Annotated in this window: 15 protein-coding genes and 1 tRNA gene; 8 read left to right on the forward strand and 8 right to left on the reverse strand. The window is 44.3% G+C overall.

The features are described 5' to 3' along the window. Positions 1-545 precede the first annotated feature (545 nt). The 5 genes from NG821_RS09665 to NG821_RS09685 all read left to right on the forward strand — a co-directional run bounded on the left by NG821_RS09665 (position 546) and on the right by NG821_RS09685 (position 7521). A complete protein-coding gene (locus tag NG821_RS09665; RefSeq protein ID WP_252761459.1) occupies positions 546-2846 on the forward strand; it encodes an outer membrane beta-barrel family protein in 2301 nt (766 codons plus the stop codon). Positions 2847-3277: 431 nt separating this feature from the next. Then, the gene (gene metF, locus NG821_RS09670) at positions 3278-4240 is read left to right on the forward strand and encodes a methylenetetrahydrofolate reductase [NAD(P)H] (RefSeq protein WP_252761460.1); all 963 of its coding nucleotides are present in this window, start codon (positions 3278-3280) and stop codon (positions 4238-4240) included. A 32-nt stretch (positions 4241-4272) separates the two neighbouring features. Further along, positions 4273-5409: a DNA polymerase III subunit gene (locus NG821_RS09675; protein ID WP_252761461.1), complete on the forward strand. Its 1137-nt coding sequence runs from the start codon at positions 4273-4275 to the stop codon at positions 5407-5409. Positions 5410-5506: 97 nt separating this feature from the next. Continuing rightward, entirely contained in the window at positions 5507-7000 is a 1494-nt protein-coding gene (ricT, locus tag NG821_RS09680; RefSeq protein ID WP_252761462.1) for a PSP1 domain-containing protein, read from the forward strand. Between the two features lie 14 nt (positions 7001-7014). Beyond that, positions 7015-7521, forward strand: a complete 507-nt coding sequence (locus NG821_RS09685) for a gliding motility lipoprotein GldH (RefSeq protein ID WP_252761463.1) — start codon at positions 7015-7017, stop codon at positions 7519-7521. A 152-nt stretch (positions 7522-7673) separates the two neighbouring features. On the opposite strand, the gene rodA is transcribed toward NG821_RS09685, so the two are convergent. The 7 genes from rodA to NG821_RS09720 form a co-directional block, all read right to left on the reverse strand. Then, a complete protein-coding gene (rodA, locus tag NG821_RS09690) occupies positions 7674-9143 on the reverse strand; it encodes a rod shape-determining protein RodA (RefSeq protein ID WP_252761464.1) in 1470 nt (489 codons plus the stop codon). 126 nt (positions 9144-9269) lie between these two features. Continuing rightward, a complete protein-coding gene (locus NG821_RS09695; protein ID WP_252761465.1) occupies positions 9270-11120 on the reverse strand; it encodes a penicillin-binding transpeptidase domain-containing protein in 1851 nt (616 codons plus the stop codon). A 43-nt stretch (positions 11121-11163) separates the two neighbouring features. Beyond that, positions 11164-11685, reverse strand: a complete 522-nt coding sequence (mreD, locus tag NG821_RS09700) for a rod shape-determining protein MreD (protein ID WP_252761466.1) — start codon at positions 11683-11685, stop codon at positions 11164-11166. A gap of 3 nt (positions 11686-11688) precedes the next feature. Continuing rightward, complete coding sequence (gene mreC, locus NG821_RS09705) at positions 11689-12564, reverse strand: rod shape-determining protein MreC (protein ID WP_252761467.1); 876 nt, start codon at positions 12562-12564, stop codon at positions 11689-11691. A gap of 80 nt (positions 12565-12644) precedes the next feature. Then, entirely contained in the window at positions 12645-13667 is a 1023-nt protein-coding gene (locus NG821_RS09710) for a rod shape-determining protein (protein ID WP_252761468.1), read from the reverse strand. Between the two features lie 64 nt (positions 13668-13731). Further along, positions 13732-14340 carry an IMP cyclohydrolase gene (locus tag NG821_RS09715; RefSeq protein ID WP_252761469.1) on the reverse strand — a complete coding sequence of 203 codons (609 nt, stop codon included), beginning with the start codon at positions 14338-14340 and terminating at the stop codon, positions 13732-13734. A gap of 373 nt (positions 14341-14713) precedes the next feature. Continuing rightward, positions 14714-16789 (reverse strand): outer membrane beta-barrel protein, encoded by a 2076-nt coding sequence (locus tag NG821_RS09720; protein WP_252761470.1) that lies wholly within the window; start codon positions 16787-16789, stop codon positions 14714-14716. A 137-nt stretch (positions 16790-16926) separates the two neighbouring features. On the opposite strand from NG821_RS09720, the gene NG821_RS09725 reads away from it, so the two are divergent. The 3 genes from NG821_RS09725 (at position 16927) to NG821_RS09735 (ending at position 20023) form a co-directional block, all read left to right on the forward strand. Then, positions 16927-18291, forward strand: coding sequence for a sensor histidine kinase (locus tag NG821_RS09725; RefSeq protein WP_252761471.1), 1365 nt, complete (start codon positions 16927-16929; stop codon positions 18289-18291). Then, positions 18284-18988 carry a response regulator transcription factor gene (locus NG821_RS09730; protein ID WP_252761472.1) on the forward strand — a complete coding sequence of 235 codons (705 nt, stop codon included), beginning with the start codon at positions 18284-18286 and terminating at the stop codon, positions 18986-18988. The genes NG821_RS09725 and NG821_RS09730 overlap by 8 nt, the downstream gene beginning before the upstream one ends. A gap of 144 nt (positions 18989-19132) precedes the next feature. Beyond that, entirely contained in the window at positions 19133-20023 is an 891-nt protein-coding gene (locus NG821_RS09735) for an Abi family protein (RefSeq protein ID WP_252761473.1), read from the forward strand. 502 nt (positions 20024-20525) lie between these two features. Here the strand turns inward: NG821_RS09735 and NG821_RS09740 are convergent. Continuing rightward, positions 20526-20599, reverse strand: a tRNA-Met gene (locus NG821_RS09740). Positions 20600-22172: the final 1573 nt, after the last annotated feature.

The raw sequence follows: 22172 nt of genomic DNA on the forward strand, positions 1-22172 counted from the left end.
TTCATCGGGGAAGCGTTTTGAAAATTCTATCAGTTTCATTTTGACGAGGTTTTGATAATTGATGCAAAGGTAATGAATATCGGGGAATACTCAAAATTATTAATCACCCAATTGAGGATAATCATAATTATTTATTTTGAGAGATCAAAATAATCATCTAATATTTTTATTTATAATCACAAAAATAGCCGATTAATCTCCATAATATTTGTACTCTTATCATTCGAGAAAGTCAGCCCGCTCTTTCGAGAAAGTCAGCCCGCTCTTTCGAGAAAGTCGGCGTCTTGTTTCTCGAAACAGCCGTCTGTGTTTCTCGAAACTACCAACTCGCTTTTCTCAGGTGTGCAGGTTCCTCTATCTCCATGTGCAGCAGGTGCCGTTCCTTTTTCGGAAGCGTCACGGAAAGATTCTCTCGTTCTTGCTTTTTTAGCGGGAAAAAGTAACAATTCGAAATCCATGTACGGTCAATTCTGACAAAAAGTTTTTAGCCTTTGCAACTTACAAGTTATCCGTGACGTCTAATCAACAGTAACAAAATCAAGACAATGAGAAAAATTGTATTTCAAGTCGTATTCCTTGCCTGCTCGATCAGTCTGTCTGCGCAAAGCCAAACAGTTCAACAGAGTCAGGACAATAAGGACAGGATAACAAGTTCAACTCCGGCAGATTCTACGAAATCAGACTCTGCGAAATACTGGAAGCAGTTCAATTTAGGAGAGGTCACCGTCAAGGCCCAACGTAAACTGGTCAAGGCCGACATTGACCGTACATCTTATGATGTTCAGAACGATGAAGATTCCAAGAGTCGGAATATTCTTGAAATACTCCGCAAAGTACCCATGGTAACCGTTGACGGGCAGGACAATATTAAGATCAAGGGCAGCAGTGATTTCAAGATCTATCGCAACGGACATGCAGATCCCAGTTTTTCCGGCAGCAATGTCGGTCAGATACTCAAGTCTATCCCCGCGAATATGATCAAAAAGATCGAAGTGATCACTGATCCGGGCGCAAGAGAAGATGCAGAGGGCACTCACTACATCCTGAACATCGTCATGAATGACAACACAAAGATGGGAGGTGTGACGGGTAACCTCGCTTCCACGGCAGATCTCCTCCACAACAGTGTTCAGGAAGACGGCTATATCACAACACAGATGGGCAAATGGGTTCTGTCCTTCAATTACGGATTCGTCCATCTCTCCAAGAGTTTGGCCCGTAACAGGCAGTACAACAGTACCTGGTTCAAGGAATCAGGACAGACACTGCTGACACAAATGAATGGAACCGATCCCACGAATGCCCACTATGGAGACCTCAATGCCAGTTATGACATCGATTCCCTGAACCTGTTTACCCTTGCCCTTGGCGGTTACTACTACCTCACGAAGTCCAACAGCAACGGCTATGACCAGATGCTTGGCGCAGACGGTTCTCAAATCTATAAGTATGACGCCAATCTCTGGGAGCCGAAAAACAACTCATCCAATTTACACGGCAGACTGGACTATCAGCATAAGACCCGTTTGAACGGCGAGCTCATCACTGCTTCTTACATGCTTTCGACCAACAGGGAAAAAGATAACCAACAAACGGAATTCAGCAATCAGGTCAATATGCCCGTAGACTATTCCGGTTATCGTGAAAACAAGGATGAAAAGTTTGTCGAGCATACCTTCCAGTTTGACTATACCCGGCCTTTCGCCAAATACCACAAATTGGAAATCGGTGCCAAATACATCAATAGGGAAAACAAGAGCAATACCTCGATGCTATACGATAATGCCAGCGCCACAACTGACGTCTATAGCAATTTCAATCACAACACTCAGATAGCAGCCGGCTATGGAGAATGGATCTTTTCGCATAAGAAATGGGCAGCACAAGCCGGAATGCGGTACGAGTACAGTTATCTCAATGCCAAATATCCTGACGGCAGCGGAAAGAATTTCCACAGGAACCTCCATGACTGGGTTCCCTCTGCAAGTTTGAAATACACTTTCAGCCCGGTCAACTCACTCAAATTGAGTTATAGTACCTTCATCAACCGCCCTGATATCTCCTACCTCAACCCGGCTGTCGTCAACACGCCTACAGCAGAAAACTACGGCAATTCAACGCTGAACAGTTCCAGAAATACATCCTTCACCCTGGAGTTCATGCATATCCAACAGAAATTCACATGGAATGTCTCACCCTTCTATACTTTCTCCAACAATCAGATTTCGGATGTCAAATTTGTCCGTGACGAAAAGACCGTATCCACCTATGATGACATCCTGCACGAAAAGAGTTTCGGCGTTGATGCCTACGCACAGATCGCGCCTTTCCTGGGCACACAGATTTCGATCAGCACACATTTGGAAAAGAAGTTTATGAACAATCATTCCATCGGACTGTCGCTCAATGCATGGTCTGGTACCACCAACGTATCAGTCACTCAGAATTTACCATGGAACCTGAAACTGTCATTAGGTTATGGCGGTTCTTTCGGGCAGAGCGTGAGTTCCATCTACGGCTACGACACGAACTGGCACTACCATTTTGTAGGGCTGCAACGCTCTTTCTTGAAGGATGACCGCCTGACCGTAATGTTCGGTGCAGACAATCCTTTCGACAAGAACTATACCAGGTATACCAACCGTACCGTCCAAGGAGATTTCGCGGGTCTTGGACAAAGTGATCAACATCAAAGGACATTAGGCATCCGGATATCCTACCGCTTCGGAAGGCTGAAGGCGAGTGTCAAGAAGGTGGAGAACACGATCCAAAACGATGACATCATCGGGAGCAGCAAGAGCCAGGCCGGTGGCTCTACCACAGGAATAGGAGGCGGTCAGAAATAAAGGCAAGAAGATTTTGCCGGTCATGGAATAAATTCTATTATCACCCGCAAGATTAGAACAGGATCGTCATCTCGTTTCTCTCCGGACATTCCCATTTTACGCCTCGGAATCCACGATACTGTCGCATTTCAGGCACGAGAATACACCATCCGAATGGATGGATCACAAGAAAGGTTTTCTGCCAATTTCCAGAAAGCCTTTCTTTTTTATAGCAGTCTCAGTAAAAACACTTTTAATTCCTGATCAGCCAATTCGTTGGAGGGAAGTAAAAATTATTAAATAATAACTTAAGCCTTCGTTTTTCATCTGTTTTTTTGTTAAATTTGCAAGCGTATATACCCTTTTGTCATCTCTATCGGGATGACGACCGGAAACATCTAAATCAGTTAAGGCAAACTAAACAATTGATTTGCCGACATAAAGCTACCAGAATGAAATTCAATCTATCAGAATTACTCCACGAGGATCAGACCAAGCGTTATTTCTCCTTTGAAGTGCTGCCGCCACTTAAGGGCAACGGTACCCATCAACTCTTTGATACCATTGATAAATTGAAAGAATTTCATCCGCTTTACATCAACATCACAACGCATCACAGCGAGTATGTGTATCGGGAATTGGACAACGGACTCATTGAGCGGCAACAAATCCGCAGGCGACCAGGAACTATCGCTATCGCTGCAGCGATCCAGAACCGCTATGGGATTCCTATCCAGCCACACCTGATCTGCTCAGGCGCGACAAAAGAGGAAATCGAATATGAACTTCTGGACCTGCAATTTCTGGGTATCAAGAACATTCTGCTGCTCAGGGGTGACAAGGCTCAGGAAGACAAGAGTTTCAAACCTACCCCCGGCGGATATGCCCATACGACAGAACTGATCAAACAAGTCAATCAGTTCAATAATGGTTTTTTCCTTGACGGGACACCCATGAAATGCCCGGAGTGGAAATTCGATTACGGCGTCGCCTGTTATCCGGAGAAGCATGAAGAGGCTCCTAACATCGAAGAGGATTTGAAATACCTCAAGGAAAAGCAAGACCTCGGTGCAGAATATGCCGTGAGCCAACTGTTCTTTGACAATGCGAAATTCTATGCCTTCGTAAAGAAGGCCAGGGAGATGGGGATCACCATTCCGATCATCCCGGGGATCAAACCTCTGGCTAAACTGCGGCACCTGACGGTCATCCCGAAGACCTTCCATGTGGATATCCCTGACGACCTGGCGCGGGAAGCTTTAAAATGCAAGACCGATCAAGATGTCCGTGAACTGGGTATTGAGTGGTCAACCCACCAAGTAGAAGATCTCTACAAACACGGAATCAGCAATGTCCATTTCTATACGGTAAGCGCGGTGGACAGCGTTCGTGAGATTGTCAGGAGACTGCTTTAAGACAAGAGAGTGCAATCAACTCTTAATTGGTTATGGAGAGTAATGCTTTTGACGATATAATAGGACAGAAAGAGGCGATTGACCGACTTCTGCAATTGGTGCAGGAGGACCGCATTCCTCATGCCATCCTGTTCTGCGGCCCTAAAGGCTGTGGCAAGATGGCTCTGGCAATGGTCTTCGCACGATACCTGCTCATAGAAGATACCCACGACCCGGCTGCGCGGAAAAATGCTGCCGCCATGCTCTCGAAATGGGAACATCCGGATTTGCATTTCACCTACCCTACTATAAAACTCCCGAATATGGGGAGTGACCATAAACCCGTCAGTGAGGATTTCGCCAAACAGTGGCATCAATTGCTCAGTGAAGGTATCTACTTCACCATCGAGCAATGGCTTCAACTGATGGGAGGAGGCAACAAACAGGCGATCATCACTGCAGCTGAAAGTGATTCGATCTCACACAACTTGAGTTTGATGTCCAGTCAGGGCGGTTACAAGATCAGTCTGATCTGGCTGCCTGAACGCTTGGGCCAAGAAGCATCGAACAAACTCCTTAAAATCCTGGAAGAACCTCCACAGAAAACTCTTTTTCTGCTCGTCAGTGAGCGGCCTGACCTTCTACTGGACACGATTATTAGCAGAGCCCAACACTTCTACATGAAGAAAATCGACGCTCCTGACATCGAACAGGCACTGGTCGAGAGAAGGGGCATCAACCCGGAAGACGCACAGCGCATCGCAAGAGTCTCCAACGGCAACTGGGATCTGGCTCTAGAAGAAATCAGCACGGGGAACGAGAACAAGGAATTTCTGGACAAGTTTGAGCAGTTGATGAGAAAGGCTTACAGTAGGAAGGTCCAGGAGCTGAAGGACTGGTCCTTGCAGATCAATGACTTCGGCAGGGAGAAACAGATCAGGATGCTGAACTATTTTCTGCGGCTCGTCAGGGAGAATTTCATCTACAACTTCCACAGACCTGAATTGAACTACATGACTCAGGCGGAAGAGAATTTCTCCAAAAACTTTGCCCGCTTCATTCATGAAAGCAACATCGTCGGGATAGCCCGATTATATAATGAGGCCATTACAGACATCAGCCGGAATGCAAACGCGAAGATCGTGTTTTATGACATAGCCCTCCAAACGATGCTGCTCATACGGAAATAGACGGTCCGGATATCATCATGACGCATCCGGAAGAGCAAGAGAGAGAAAGCAATGCAAAAGAGAACGCAATAAACAGACATATAATATTACAATAAATATGAATTTCAAGAATCTGAATTTTCAATCCTGCCGTGACTGCGACCGAGGCCTCTGCGCCTGTGCCGTAGGAAGACAGGATAAACAACTCAATACTTACGACTGGCTGGCAGACGTCCCGGGCAATGCGCAAAGCACTGACCTCGTGGAGGTACAATTCAAGAATACACGGAAAGGCTATTACCATAATGTCAATAATCTGGACCTGAAAAAAGGGGACATCGTGGCCGTTGAAGCCAACCCTGGCCATGATATAGGAGTAGTGACACTCACGGGGAGACTGGTGAAGTTACAACTCAAAAAAGCCAACCTGAAGTCGGCTGACGACATCAAACGCATCTATCGTATAGCCAAACCGGTGGATATGGACAAATACAAAGAATCCAAAAGTCGTGAATACGATACGATGATCCAAAGTCGGCAAATTGCCAAGAGTCTCGGTCTGGCAATGAAGATCGGAGACGTGGAATATCAGGGTGACGGCAACAAGGCGATCTTCTATTATATCGCCGACGGACGTGTCGATTTCCGGCAACTGATCAAGGTCCTCGCTGAAACTTTCCATGTCCGGATAGAGATGAAACAGATCGGCGCAAGGCAAGAGGCAGGCAGGATCGGAGGAACAGGTCCCTGCGGACGTGAACTGTGCTGCGCGACATGGATGAAAAACTTCTCCAGCGTGAGCACGAATGCTGCCCGGTATCAGGATATCTCTCTGAACCCGCAGAAATTAGCCGGTATGTGTGCCAAACTCAAATGTTGTCTGAACTATGAAGTGGATGATTATGTCGAGGCCAGTAAAGAACTGCCGAAGAAAGACATTATCCTACAGACTAAAGACAATGACTACTATCTGTTCAAGACCGATATTCTGGCACGTCTGTGCACCTATTCTACGGATAAGAACTTGGCTACTAACCTGGAGAATATCCCGGCAAAGAGAGCCTTGGAAATCATTCAGATGAACAAGAACGGAAAGAAACCGCTTTCCCTTCAGGCTGACGGGAAAGAAAAGGCTCCTGAAAAACCTGTCGATCTGCTTGCCAATACAGATGTATGCCGATTTGATAAGAACGGAAAGAAAAAGAAGAAGAAAAACCAGAAAGACCGGAACGTAAATGCTGCTTCCAGAACTCAGAACCCGGCAAATCAGGCTGCTCATTCTAAAGAGAACCCAAATCAGCCCGAGAGACAGCCCAGAAAGGCTACAGACAACAAGCCTGAAGGAAAAGCCGCTCCTAAACACCAGCAGCGGAATAATCATACTGGCAACCCGAGCAACATCCATTCTGATAAGAACCGGACAAGTTCTATCAAGAACACTCCGAGTTCCGACACTCAAGCCCAATCGGGGCAACACGATAATCAGCCCGAGAAAGTTGACACTCCAAAGCCGATCAAGGCTGACTCCAAAGCGGTCACAAAGGCTGATCCTTCCGTGGAGAAAACTACAGAAAGTACAGCGGACCATTCTGCCGAACACCCTAATGACTGATGAAATAAGAATCAATGAAAAAATCATATATTCTTCCCCTTGTCTGCATCTTCTTTCTATTAGTTTCCTGCCAAGACCATCGGGTATATGACCACTTCGAACATACGCCATTGACAGGATGGGAAAAGAATGATTCTCAGTTTTTCAATATCCCTCAGATTGTAAATGAGGATAATTACAATCTCAATCTCGGGTTAAGGATCAGCAGCATCTATCCTTATCAGTCCCTGACACTGATCGTCAGACAAACGGTTTATCCGAAGACAGAAAGGAAAGGTAAGGGGCGTCTGACAAGTGCAGCCCAACCCCAAAGGACTTATGTGGACACCATGAATTGCCGGTTGATCAGTCCGGATGGAAAGTCCAGAGGAAAGGGTATCGGGAGCATCCAATATCAGTTTCATGTGACGAACATTCATCTGAACAGAGGGGACAGTGTCCATATCTGTGTCAGTCATGATATGAAGCAGGAAATCCTCCCCGGCATTTCTGACATCGGCATTGAATGTATCAGAGAATGAACAGGATGTGACTGCGAACCTCTCTGTCAGGCCATCACTCGTCTGAGAGGACAGGCTTGTCTAACAGGGATACACAAATGAAATGGACCTTAGAGATGAAGACATTCCTGTCTGTTCTCTAAGGTCCATTTCATTTCCGGATGCGATGAACTTTATTCCCGCACCAAGTTTCTTTCTGCGTCAATCCTAAGGAATATAAACAAGAGGATCGTGAATCCCCATAACGAAGAGCCTCCATAACTGAAGAAGGGCAAAGGAATTCCGATGACAGGTGTCAGACCCAGAACCATCCCCACATTAATAAAGACATGGAATAAGAATATGCTCAACACGCTATAGCCATAGACGCGCCCAAATCGGAAAGGCTGTCGCTCCGAGAGATAGACCAATCGGATAATCAATGCCAGGAAGAGCAACAATACCCCTGCACTACCCAGGAATCCTTCCTCTTCTCCTACAGTACAGAAGATAAAGTCGGTATCCTGCTCAGGGACAAATTTCAATTTGGTCTGTGTGCCGTTCAGGAAACCTTTTCCCTGCAAGCCGCCGGACCCAATAGCGATCTCACTCTGATGCACATTGTAGCCAGCCCCTGCCAAATCATCATCCAACCCCAATACGACATTTATTCTCACGCGTTGGTGAGGTTCGAGTACACTATTCAGCACATAGTCAGCCGAATAGAAAAAGATGATCGAACCTACTGCAAATGCGGCAATATAGAAATAACTCTTTACCCTCGTGCTCAACCCCTCATAGAGCAGGAAACCGATCAGGACAGCACAGAGGAAAAGTTGTACCCATACAATATCGAAAGGTATGACAAATTCTGAAAAGAGCAGGAATGCTATCGTAATTCCCAAGCACAAACCGATGACCCAACGCGTAAGACGCCTGTCCTTGCAATAGATTCGGATCATCCCGGAGCAGAAGATCTGCACGAGCAGGAGCACGATGAATTTACCCACTGAAGTCGGGGTATCCCATAGGAACAACTGTTCGTATTTAATGCCTACGACAAAATAGATCACCATCGCGACGGCAGTGAAGAGGATACTTCCCGGCATTCCTTCCCGATAAAACATCAGGAAGAAGGATAAATAAACCAATGCTGAACCGGTCTCTTTCTGGGCAATGATCATCAGCATCGGCAAGATGACGATGGCACTGGCGCAAAAGAAATCTTTCCATTTATGGATGTCAAAACCATAACTGCCCATAAACTTGGATATTGCCAAAGCTGTCGCGAACTTGGCAAGTTCTGCAGGTTGAAGGTGTATTGGTCCAAATACCAACCATGAACGAGAGCCCTTGATCTCATGGGGGTTGAAAATAGTCAGGAAAAGCAAGATCATAAACGCCGCATAAATCACATAGGCAAACGTATCATAAAAACTGTCATCCAGCATGAGGATGACGAATCCCAGTACGATAGACGTACCGATCCAGATCACCTGCATACCCGAACGCGTGCTCAGACTGAATATATCCGTTTCGCCAAATGTATAACTGGCTCCACACACACTTATCCATCCAAAGACGAGTAGTGCCAAATAGATGCCTATCGTCCACCAGTCAAGTGAACGAAGTACACTAGTTTGTTGTGTCGGTGTTTGAATCATTTCCCAAACAAATATTTATCAACTGCCTAAACGGCCATCAATCCTTTAAAACTTTTATAGGTCAAGACCCCTTCCTGCGAAAGCGATCCCGAAGCCAGTTCCCAGACAGGTCTGAGAAAGAAGTCTCTAGCGGTTAGCCTTGCCATAAGCAATGCGACGTTCAGAGAACTCCTCGGCCATCTTCTCGGAAGAAGGTGACAACTTACCTTTCAGATACTGTTCCATCATCAGACCGCCGATAGGCACACCGTAAACGGCTCCCCATCCGCCATTCTCGACATAGACGACTATGGCGATCTTAGGATGATTCATCGGGGCGAATCCCATGAACACGGAGTGGTCCTGTCCTCTATTCTGAGCTGTTCCCGACTTGCCGCAAGGCGTAAAGTCATAACGTGCAAGTGCCTTACATGTACCACGAAGGGCAGAACCACGCATACCTTGGACAACCAAGTCATAAGCATACAGGCTCCCCCGCGTATAATGACGTTGACGGAACTTCGGGTCAATGGATCTGCCCTTGATCTTACTTACGACATGAGGAATATAATAATAGCCTCGATTGGCAACTGTTGCGCCAAGATTGGCTATCTGAAGAGGAGTCAGACAAACTTCACCTTGTCCTATGGCAATGGAGATGACGGTCAAGCCATTCCAAGATCCGTTATAAGCTTTATCATAGAAATGGGCGTTAGGGATCAGACCACGCTTCTCACCCGGCAGATCTACACCTAATTTATAGCCAAAGCCCATACTGACCATATAGTCCCGCCAGACATCCATCGCATCCTGAACATTCTTGTATTTCCGTCTATTGGCCATCATATGGAAGAAGCCCCAGCAGAAGTAAGAGTTGCAGGAAGTTGTAATAGCATCCACTACATTCAAAGGTGACGGGTGACTATGGCAACCGATATGCAATCCTTTATAATAAAATCCTCTGTGACAAGGATATAATGTATGCCTGTTGATGATCCCCTCTGTCAGGAAAGTGACAGCCTGGGACGTCTTGAAAGTTGATCCCGGAGGATACTGTCCTTGTATAGAACGATTGAGCATCGGTTTCCATACGTTTCTGGAGAGGGCATTCTCCATTTTTCCGCGCATCCGGCCAACCATCAGACGAGGATCATAAGTTGGAGAAGAGACCATACAGAGCACCTGCCCCGTAGAAGGCTCTATCGCTACGATAGCGCCTATCTTTCCCTTCAGCAACCGCTCGCCTAGGGTCTGGAGTTTCCAGTCCAGTCCTAAAGTCAGGTCTTTACCGGGTACGGGGCGGTGGTCAAACTTGCCATGCTGATAACTGCCCTGTATACGGCCATGGGCATCACGAAGAAGAATCTGAACACCTTTCACGCCGCGGAGGTCTTTCTCATAAGACCGTTCTATTCCCATCTTCCCGATATAGTCACCGGGTTGATAATAAGGATCCTCCTCTATATCACTTTCTGAGACCTCACCTACATCGCCTAAGACATGGGCGCCATAAGGAGTCGCATATTGACGGATACTCCGCTTCTGAATATAGAAACCGGGGAATCGGAAACTTTTCTCTTGGAACACACTGAATTCCTTATCCGAAAGTTGGGTCATGAAAAGTTGCTGGGTAAAGCGGGAATAACCGGGATTCTTACGGTAATCCTTGATATCGTTCATCCTTTTGATAAACCACTGTTTGGTGATTCCAAGAGAGTTACAAAAATCGAGTGTATCCAGATGTCCCTTCTCCTCATCCATGACGACCATAATGTCGTAAGAAGGTTGATTGTAGACCAGCAACTTTCCGTTTCTGTCAAAAATCGTGCCGCGTGAAGGGTATTCAATCTTCTTGAGAAACGCATTGGAGTCAGCATTCTTCTTGTAATTGTCACTGGCAATCTGAAGAGCGAACAGTCTGACAATGTATAAAACCACTATTGCCAAGGCCACTCCTCCAATGACATATTTCCGATTTTCAAGATTAAAATCTTTCATTCGACCAATTTATCCTCTTTCAGAAAACAGAATATTCGCAGACCTAACTATCTATTCTTGATGATGACCTTTTACCTAAATTCTCTATAACGACCAGAAATACCATAGTGATAATAAAACTGCCAATCACACAAGCCAACCATTGCAACCAGTTGAAGAAACTGAAGATCTCCAAGGTGAAGAACAACAGGCAATAGATGAAGACTATCACCATGGAATAATTGAAAAAGACTTGAAAGCCCATTGTATGGATGGATGGAGAGAAATCATCTGCTGCATCCCGAGGTATAAACAGTTGCAATACATAAGGCTGAATCAATGCTATAAAGGTCATGGAGCCGGCTGCAACTCCAGGCGTATTCGCAAAGATATCGACTGCCAAACCCAAGAAGAAACTCCAAAGTAGAACGGCATACTGAGGGTAGTTGCTTCGGAAATGAAGCACCAGATAGACATACAGCAACGGCGTCGCACAATGGAACAACTGTATATGGTTGAGCACCAGTACCTGGGCCAGCAACAGAAGCAGGAAGACCAACAGACGATGTAAATTATCCATATTCATAAGCTAATTCTCATCCCCTCCTTCCTTCTCCTTTATGGAATCCTGAGCGGCTCGCAATACCTGGAGACGCTCCTGCATCACAGCATCATCAATCACGCATACATCACGCAGATTTCCGAAATCCGTGGATAACTTGACCATCAGACGATAAGACAATCCGTCTGAAGAATTATAGACATGTAATATCGTTCCTGCAAGGATCCCCGGAGGAAAGACTGAAGAATAACCGCTCGTAACAATCTGGTCATGGAGTTTGAAATGGGCATGCAACGGGACATCGTCGACATAAGCAGTACTTGAGGAACCGCCTGTCCAATGCAAGTAGCCGAAATAGCCCCTGTTACGGATAGATACGCTTATATTAGATTGGGAATTCAGTACTGGGATGACAACCGAATAGTGGTCAGAAGCCAGATAGACGATCCCGACAACACCAGTGCCGCAAACGACTCCCATATCTTTCTTGACGCCATCTGCAGAGCCTTTGTCAAGCGTAATGAAGTTATCCCGCTTGTCCAGGGAATTGCTCACGACTTTGGCTGGAATCAACCTATAGTTGCGGAGCATATCCAATTGGGCACTCTTCATCACATTCTTATCTCCCGACACCTTTTCCAGATGATGAGACAATTGCATCAACTCATGTTCCAAATAAACATTACGCTGGGTCAGCTGCTGATTCACTTTAGAAAGAGAAAAGAGATGCTCGATGTTGGCATCCCATTCATATACCTTCCCGGCCACTGCATTAGCAGAAGAAAAAAAAATACTACCTTGATAGCTATTCCACTGAAACAGCAGCATAAAGCTCATCACCTCCAGAAGTATGAAGACGAACCAATGGTTATATTTTGCCAGAAATTCGATTAAATTTTTCATATCTATCCACTTCTACCCCATTCCATGATACTGGAAATGGGGCTGTCCTCACCTTTAAGCAAAGACCTTGAGAAGATACATTATCTCATCAAGAAAGAGAAACGGTCTACATTTTTCAATGCAATGCCCGCACCCTTGGCAACACTGTGCAAAGGATCTTCTGCAATATGGAATGGAATCTTAATCTTGTCCGTCAAACGCTTGTCAAGACCTCTCAGCAAAGCACCGCCGCCAGTCAGGTAAATACCGTTCTTGACGACATCGGCGTACAACTCAGGAGGTGTATTCTCCAAAGCACTCAGGACTGCATTTTCTATCTTCGCTACCGTCTTATCCAAGCAATGGGCAATCTCTTGATAGCAAACAGGAACTTCCATAGGAAGAGCAGTAATCCGGTTAGGTCCATGGACGATGTAATCTTCAGGAGCCTCATCTCCCAAATCTGTAAGCGCAGAACCGACATGTATCTTGACCCGCTCTGCCATACGTTCACTCACTTTGACATTGTGCTGGCGACTCATATATTCTTGAATATCGGCAGTGAGGTCATCACCGGCAATACGAATGGAATTATTGCAGACGATACCGCCCAAGGAAATGACTGCAATCTCAGTACTTCCCCCGCCGATATCGACGATCATATTTCCTTCAGGCGCCTCAACATCAATGCCTATGCCGATAGCTGCTGCCATCGGTTCAAAGATCAAATAGACATCACGGCCGTCAGCATGTTCGGCAGAATCTCTCACTGCTCTCAGTTCAACTTCAGTTGAGCCTGAGGGTACACCAATAACCATTCTCAGAGACGGGGAGAACAGACGACTGCCTGTATGCACCATCTTGATCAATCCCCGCATCATCTGCTCGCAAGCCGTAAAGTCAGCGATCACACCATCACGAAGAGGACGGACTGTACGAATATTATCATGTGTCTTTTCGTACATCATCTTTGCCTTCTCACCGACTGCAATCATTTTATTGGTACGACGATCAAGAGCCACCACTGACGGCTCGTCAACTACGATCTTATCATCACTGATAATGATCGTATTGGCGGTTCCCAGATCCATTGCGATTTCCTGAATGAATGAAAAAAATCCCATGTCTTAATTTCTTGATTATTCTAAGCTTAAAATATAATCTCTTCCTTTGGCAAGAACCGCCCTTCTATTTCTTTCCGAGAGTTCCTGCAAACCAAGTATGTATGTCTGTATCATAATGGCTGCTGACTGCAAAGGCACGCTCCGCAAATGATCTGCGGTCTTCGAGGGATGTCTCCCCTCCTTTTTGATTCAACAGATCCAAGAGTTTACCGTATTCAGACTTGCTCGGCACGATGACAACATCCTTGAAATTCTTTGCACCGGCACGAATCAGAGAGATGCCACCTATATCAATTTTTTCTATGATGTCCTGCTCTTTGGCGCCATTGGCAACAGTCTCCTCGAAAGGATACAAGTCGACGATGACCAGGTCTATAGCAGGTATCTGATATTTCTTCATTTCTTCCAAGTCTCCGGAATTATCCCGGCGAGCCAATATGCCACCGAAGATTCTCGGATGCAGTGTCTTCACGCGTCCTCCCAAAATAGAAGGATATGTGGTAACTTCCTCGACTTTCTCACAAGGAAAGCCTTGAGATTCTATAAACTTTTGGGTCCCGCCCGTGCTTAAAAACTTAACTCCCTCTTCATGAAGTTTTGCAAGGATATTCTCCAAGCCGTCCTTATGAAAGACTGAAATCAAAGCAGTCTTTATCCTCTTCGTTTCTGACATATACTTAGGTAAATATATTTATAGGTTGCAAAGTTACTAAATTCCATTGAATCCCAATGATAAAAAACCATAAATCTTGGGATTAACCCCAAACAAAACGATTGCAGACTACGAAATGAACGGGAATAGTGTTTTTCTTCTCACTATAAAATTATTTCTCGAAAAATGTACAATTTATAATCAACTCCCCTTTATCGTTCCAAAACTTCATTAAAGTAATACTTAAACCATTCACAGTGACAACAATTCCGCCGTAGGTTGAGCAGAAAACGGTTATCCGGTCTCTGGGAAGGTCGTGGAATACGTCACCCTCCCAGAGGCATGAACCGATAAAAGAATATTGATCTTCCTACGAACTGATTCTCCGAATCGCTTATTTTTTGAATCGTGACGTGTCCACCTCTTTATGGGTCTTTTCCTTATATCCGCCAAACTTATACGTAAAGGCTATCCCGAATTCCCGGTAACATGAGAAATCCATATTCAGATTCTGTCCTTTAAAGTCAATCCGGGGATTGATCACCGAGGTCTGAAACAGATCATTGCAGAACACTTTCAGGATGGCATGCTTTTTCAGGAACTGCCAGCGGGCGCTCAAATCCACACTCCCTGACGAAGGCAGGTTATAGGTTGCCTGAATGGCTTTTGAACGAATGTATCCGTCAACGGACATCGTAATATCAGGACGGGTAGATAGGGTCAGCGTATTATGGAGTTGTGCGATGCCATAGATGACATGGCGGTCAAAGGGAATATCATAGAACTGATCAGCTTTCTCTCTTTGCCAGACGCCCATCAACGTTAACCGTGTGTCGAGGAAATTCCCGAATTTGAAAGGCAGCATGGTCTGAACTCCGGCTTGCTGCTGAAAATTGAAATTCAGATTCTTGTAACTGATGGTCAACCGGTCATGACGCTGATAAGGCGTCTGCACGAAATAATCTTTATCGTGATCAAACCAAGCCGTAAACTGGTATTTGCTTTTGAGCAGGTAAACCAATGTGAGTTGGTAATTGTTGCTCGGTTTCAAATCCGGATTTCCGGTAATCTCATTGTAGCCGCCATTGCTATAACTGGTAAAATTCGTCATTTCCCAATATTCGGGATAGTTCCGATTACTACTCAGTCCGATCTGAAACATCTGTCCGGGAGCAGGGGTATAGGTCAGATTGAAGGTAGGATACCAGTTCCATTGATGCCAGACAGGTGTATGATAATACTCTGCGGCAACGGACGCATCAAGGGATAACTTACTGCTGAAGTTTTTTGTCAGTCCGAAATAGAGATTTAGGTCGTCTTCACGAAATCGGGTATATTCTGATGAAGGGGCATCCCCAGTTGTCGTTTCTATCTCTTTGTATTGTTGATTGGAATGGTTGACACTCGTAGAATAGATGACCCCATAATTGATTCCCCAATTGTTCTTCAGATTGTGTTCCTGAGAAAGGAAGAATTTCCACCGGTCGACCTGCTGGTCGTTTTCGACAACATAATCGAGAGTGCCGGTTGGCAGCGTACTTGAAAGATGCTGATTTTCGGGATCATGATAGTAAGTCATCTCTGCCCCTGCCTTGAATCCGAAAGGTGCACTGTAATCCAAGCGGAGATTGTGCAGCCACGGTTTTGAGTTCTGTGTATTCGTCCCCAAGATATTACCAGAAATATGTTCTGCAAAGTCATCCTTATTATATTCGCCATTGTAGACCAGGCTCAACTGATGGTTCTCTGCAAAATTGTAATCCATTCCCAGACGGTAATTATGAGTTGTGCCATTTCCGTCGTTTATCTCATGGGTATTGATGTTGTGCACGGTCCCGTCATCCAAATGATGATGTGATTCTTCGTCTGTCACGGAATAACGATTACCATGGTCATACTGATACATCAGGTCCATGTCAAATTTTCCTTTCTGATAAAACAACGAGGCACGCTCTGTGAAAGTTGCATTATGCGTTTGGGACCACCCTGAATACCATTCTCCCCGCAGAGGCGTCAGTTCTCCTGCACTATGCTTCAGTTTGATGTTGATGAGTGCACCGCGCACCTGCATTTTGGCAGGCGCATTGTACATAACATCCACCTTCTCAATCCTACTTGCAGGCATGCTCTTTAGTAAGGTATTCACCTCCTCTACTGTCATATTGGTCACCTTGCCATCGATGACGACAGTAGCGGGAAGTCCGCCCAACAAGACCTTTTCGTCCTGTACCTGTACACCGGGGATCTCTTTCAGTGCATCATAGATATCATCTACGGATTTCTTTTCTATAAGGCGCGGCAGGTCATAAGTGATCGTACTGCCATTGACCTTTGCTATCGGGTGCTCTCCTTTCACTACGACATCCGGCAGTTCATGAATGATACTGTCCATCCGCAAAGAATCTGTCTGCTGGGCCTTCAAGACTGTTGAAGACAACAGCAATATCAAGAATAAAAGTATTTTTTCCATTTCATTCAGTATTTCTGTCACAAAATTACGGAGAAACATAGGGCGAGGCAAACTTTCACGCTTATTTAGACTTAAGTGTAGTGTTATTTAGTCTTATCATTTCAGGCTGTCCAAGATAAAAAAAGTATCTTTGCCTCATGAAACTCAAATACATTATAGCCATCGTCATCGTTCTTCTGACGACTGTTTTCGGTTATCAGAGTTACTGGTTGATCCATCTTTACCATACTCAAAAGGCGGAATTCAACCAACGGATGGCGGATGCCATAGAATATAGTGATTTTCAGGAACTGATCAGCAGAGGGGAATATGTGAAATATAATCTCAACGCAACTACAACTGTTAAGGTCAATATCAATAACACCCCCAAACCTCACAAGGGAAAAACGAGTTATGCCTACGCTCTCAATCCGGCTTCTCTGAAAGATCCCAGCAAGACATTCTACAATTTGATTCGCGGCAAACTTCATTCGGTTCTCGATCCCATGAGGCAGAACAACATCAAACGATTCTACCAGTTGCTCTCTAAAAAACTGTCCAGATACGGAACTGAGATACCTATGAGAATAGAACTGCGATCTGGCAAGGGCCGTCTCATTGCTGCATACAGCAAAGACCGCTTCAAACCTAAAGCTTCCGATACACATTTCGACTATCATTTCGGAGATAGCCAAGGTTCTTTCTACCGCATCATCACGCCTTCCGTGACAAAAGTTATCATTGAAGAAATGTCAGGAATCCTGACAGCATCCTTGCTTATCTTCTTCCTTCTCGCTTTTGTTTTCGTGTATCTGATTCACACAGTGAGAAATCTCAGAACACTGGATGAAATGAAAAGTGATTTCACTAATAATATGACCCACGAACTTAAAACTCCGATAGCTGTAGCATACGCAGCCAACGACGCTCTGCTCAATTTTGATATGACCAGAGACAAGACGAAAGTTGAAAAGTACCTCTCTATCAGTCTCCAGCAACTGAGACAACTGAGCGGGCTCGTGGAGCAAATCCTGTCCATGAGCATGGAACGCCGTAAAAACATGAAGCTCAATATCGAAGATATCAATGTCCTCTCTTTGATCCGGCCCTTGATTGCAGAGCACAAACTGAAATCCGACAAACCCGTAGAAATCTCTTGCAGGATTCCTGAAGACTTGATTATCAGGGCTGACCGCAATCACTTCGCCCACATCATGAGCAACTTGCTGGATAACGCCATCAAATATTCTACCGGCAAAGCTGATATTGCAATTGCGGCACATCAAGAGAAAACCTTTACCGAGATCAGCGTTGCCGATCACGGCATCGGCATCGCATCAGATCAACTGAAATACATATTCGATAAATTCTATCGTGTCCCTCATGGCAACTTACATGAGGTTAGAGGCTACGGACTCGGACTATACTACGTCAAGAACATGATGAGCAGGCTTCATGGTACGGTAGATGTGGAAAGTGAATTAGGGAAAGGAACAACTTTTAGATTGAGATTTTATGACTAAAATACGTGTACTTCTCGTGGAAGATGAACAAACGCTCGCCATGATTATCAAAGATACATTGGATGCCCAAGGTTTTGACATCACGACTGCCTCTGACGGTGTAGAAGGACTTAAAAAATTCTCTGAATTCAAACCTGACGTATTGGTGGCTGATATCATGATGCCGGAAATGGATGGTTTCGAAATGGTGCGCAGGATCAGACAGAACGACCTCCTGACACCGGTTCTTTTCCTGACGGCACGCTCTGCCGTCAATGATGTCGTAAAAGGGTTCGAACTGGGAGCCAATGATTATCTGAAGAAACCTTTCGGCATACAGGAGTTGATTGTCCGGATAAAGGCTCTGGCTCATCAGGCTACACTCTACCAGTCATCCCAACAACCTAAGAGGCAACAACTGCTGGAAATCGGAAAATATAACCTGAACACAACGACACAACACTTGTCTTTTGCCGGGTTGACAGAAGAACTCTCCTATCGCGAGTCTGAGATCCTCCGGATGCTGGCTGTCAACCGGGATCACGTTGTCGAGACAAAAACTATTCTCCTAAAACTCTGGGGTAATGACAGTTTCTTCAACTCCCGTAGCCTTCAGGTTTTCATCACCAAATTGCGGCATAAACTCGCCCGTGATGAAAGTATCAAGATCATTAATGTAAGAGGTATCGGCTACAAACTCATTACGGAAGAGCTTTGATTTTTCTCTATTCTCCATGACTTGCTGCCCGCTACTATGACGTGCAGCAAACCTGCATATCTTATTTTCTTTACTCCAAAAAAATTATTCTTGGCATTGTGTGTCATATAATTTTTATATATTTGTGAGTAGAACTATATACTAATGGAAAACAAGAAGCAGGCAACAACAGTTGAGGATCAACTGGAAAAACTAAAATCCCGTGGCATGGTGATTGAAGATGAAAAGAAGGCGAAAGAGAACTTACTTGATATCGGATATTATCGATTGGGATTCTATTGGTTTCCCTTTGAGAAAACCTATCCAAGAAAATATAATCGTACACACGAATATAAGGAGGGTACGAAATTCGATTATGCCATTAAACTCTATTACTTTGATTTCGACCTTAGAAATCTTCTGTTAAGATATATCAGCAGAATTGAGATTAATTTTCGTACCACTCTGATCTATAAAGTTTCTAACAAATACGCCTCCGATCCTTTCTGGTATCTCAATTCTAAAGTCGTAGACAAGTCTTTCATTAAAAGTTCTCTTTTCCAGGATGCCCTCAAAGAAGCCAATAAAATGCCAAACATTAAGACTGATTTGAAAAATCATAAAAGGGACTATGCACCAGCCTGGAAGCTTATAGAAAACCTCACCTTTGGTGTTGTACTCACGCTATACGATCATCTTAATGATGGTGAGCTCCGCCATACAATTTCTGTTACCTATGGTATTCAATCTCCCAATCAATTCTCCAACTATCTTAATACGGTACGACGGTTAAGAAACTATTGTGCTCATGGCAAGGTGCTCTTTGATATGAACTTGCCTGAAGCCATTAGTAATGGTCCACTTGGCAATTTAGGCAACAGGAAGACGATGCTCTTTGGCGCTTATATAGTTTTCAAATATCTCTTAGGTAAGGTTTCGGCTAACAGAGTAACAGAAATGAAAGCAAAGTTGCTAGAGGCCTTTGACAGAGTTCCATACCAAATAGTAAAAGACATTATCTTCGACAACACAGGGTTTAGAATTGAAGAAATCTAAATAAACATCAACTAAGAAGAAAAATGGTATAAAGTTTGCAGAAGGAAGTTTAAAGCATTAACTTTGCAGAGGAATATTCAGTGCACTTGCTAGCTATATGCTTTCATACTGCACTATAAAAGGAACTGACAAGGGTCTGTCTACACGGCAGACCTTTTTTAGTGTAGGACTACTGAACAAAAGAAACGCTCAAACAAGAATTGTTGTAACATGATAATACCATCACTACAAAGGAAACTGACTTTGTGGTGTTCCAGAGCCCTAGCCCTCACTCTACTGACATTTTCAAAATGCCAATAAAAGTCAAGTGGGAAATCCCCAAGATTAATAACTGTACCCTTATTTCTTATTTGTAGTCATTGTACAAAGAATTAAATCTACAACAACTAAAAATTTGTATGCAATTTCTTCCAAAAAGAATTTATTGTTGAAACCTACAACTTCTCCCCAAGTTATAAGAATATAGCTATCGGACGACAAGGAAGTTATAAGTTATTTTTTGTAGCGGGGGTGGGCCACGATCCCACGACCTCCGGATTATGAATCCGACGCTCTAACCAGCTGAGCTATCCCGCCAAACACACCTTTCATATCCCTATGAATGAATGGCTTTTGCGGGTGCAAAGGTAATACATTTTTTCAAATTCACAAAAAAATCATAAGAATTTTCACAGTCCCTCTCTAAAATAACGTGATGTCGACTAATTATTTTCAGAATACTCCCTTTAGCTATCAGTAAGTTTACTTCTATCAATGACAGGTTTTATTCAAAAAAGGACAGTACTTCAGATAGAAATACGAAGAAGTGTGCCCGTATCAATAATATCCAAAAAAGAGGCCGACCGGACATTTATATTGGGGCAATTAGGAGAGTTAAATACCCTCAGGATCAATTTCACCAACAGGTAATCACGGAAAAATCGAAAACAAATCCGTTCCCTCCCGTTCCCTTCTCATTCCCTATACGTTCCCTCTCCGTTCCCTATTTGGGCTTTTGGTTGACAAAACGGTTGTGGCAATCTGTTGACGTGCGTTATCAGGGTGTAAAGACGTACGTTATTAGGGGCTCATGTCGTACGTCTTGACAGTGTAAGGACGTACGTAAACAGAGCCTCATAAAGCACGTGAACAGAACCTCATAAAACTCATCAATAAAACCTCATGGAACTCATCAACAGAACCTCATGGAACGGTGAACAGAATGTATAGTTGTACAGCAACACAATGAAAGGATAAGTGCCAACGACATGAATGGACGTACAGCTTCAAATGCAAAGACGTGCACCGACAGAAACGAAAAATATCAAACTGTGGTAGATGAAAGTCAAATCATGTTCAATATCAGTGGAGGAATTGGCTAAATCCTTACCACTGCCACGATAGCCGAGCAGAGCGTTTGTAGCAAAAGGCATGGAAGGAATCGACAAGACCGAGCAGCAGGTGGAAATGTCGAAAGAAGTCGTCGTGCTACCCGCTAATAAATTCTGTTCCTATAAAGATTCTGTCTCTAATATATAATAAGGTGAAAAATAGTTCGAGTATGTGGATTGATTAAGATACAGAGCATACGACAATTAGTCATAAAATCGAGTGACAAATTTAAGAAGTATAACCATTTCTTAATCGAAAGATTGCTCCTAAGAAGTGATACACGACGGGAAATCGCATCCCTCCAATGAAGCAAAAGGCCTGCCAAGCGACCGGCTTTATCACAGTTCATCTGACTATCCGCAGACGGAGTACAAGTTCCTTCTTTTGGTTATTGCGCCTCTCAGATCATCTGCCATTACGGCTACACGGACAAGAACCGGGAAGGAAATAGAGGCTAACTTTTTATATTATAGGTCTATGATCAATTGATGGTTTTCCGTAATGATACAAATAAACTGCAGGACGGTTTTCCAGAATCAGTACAAGGGTTAGTGCTTATACTGTTTTACAGTATAGCTAGAATATGAATAAAAGACCGATCGGGAGAGTTAATACGCTCCTGATTAATTCCGCCAACTGGTTTATTATAATATAAGGCGTCAAACAAAAAAAAACGTAAAAGGACCTGTTTCTGATAATTTTGTATTACTTTTGCACATTGGTATGATCACCGTCCAACAGAAAGAATCACAAGCCATTTGAAATCCAAAATAAGCCG

This window comes from Segatella cerevisiae (assembly GCF_024054555.1).
Taxonomy (GTDB): Bacteria; Bacteroidota; Bacteroidia; order Bacteroidales; family Bacteroidaceae; genus Prevotella; species Prevotella cerevisiae.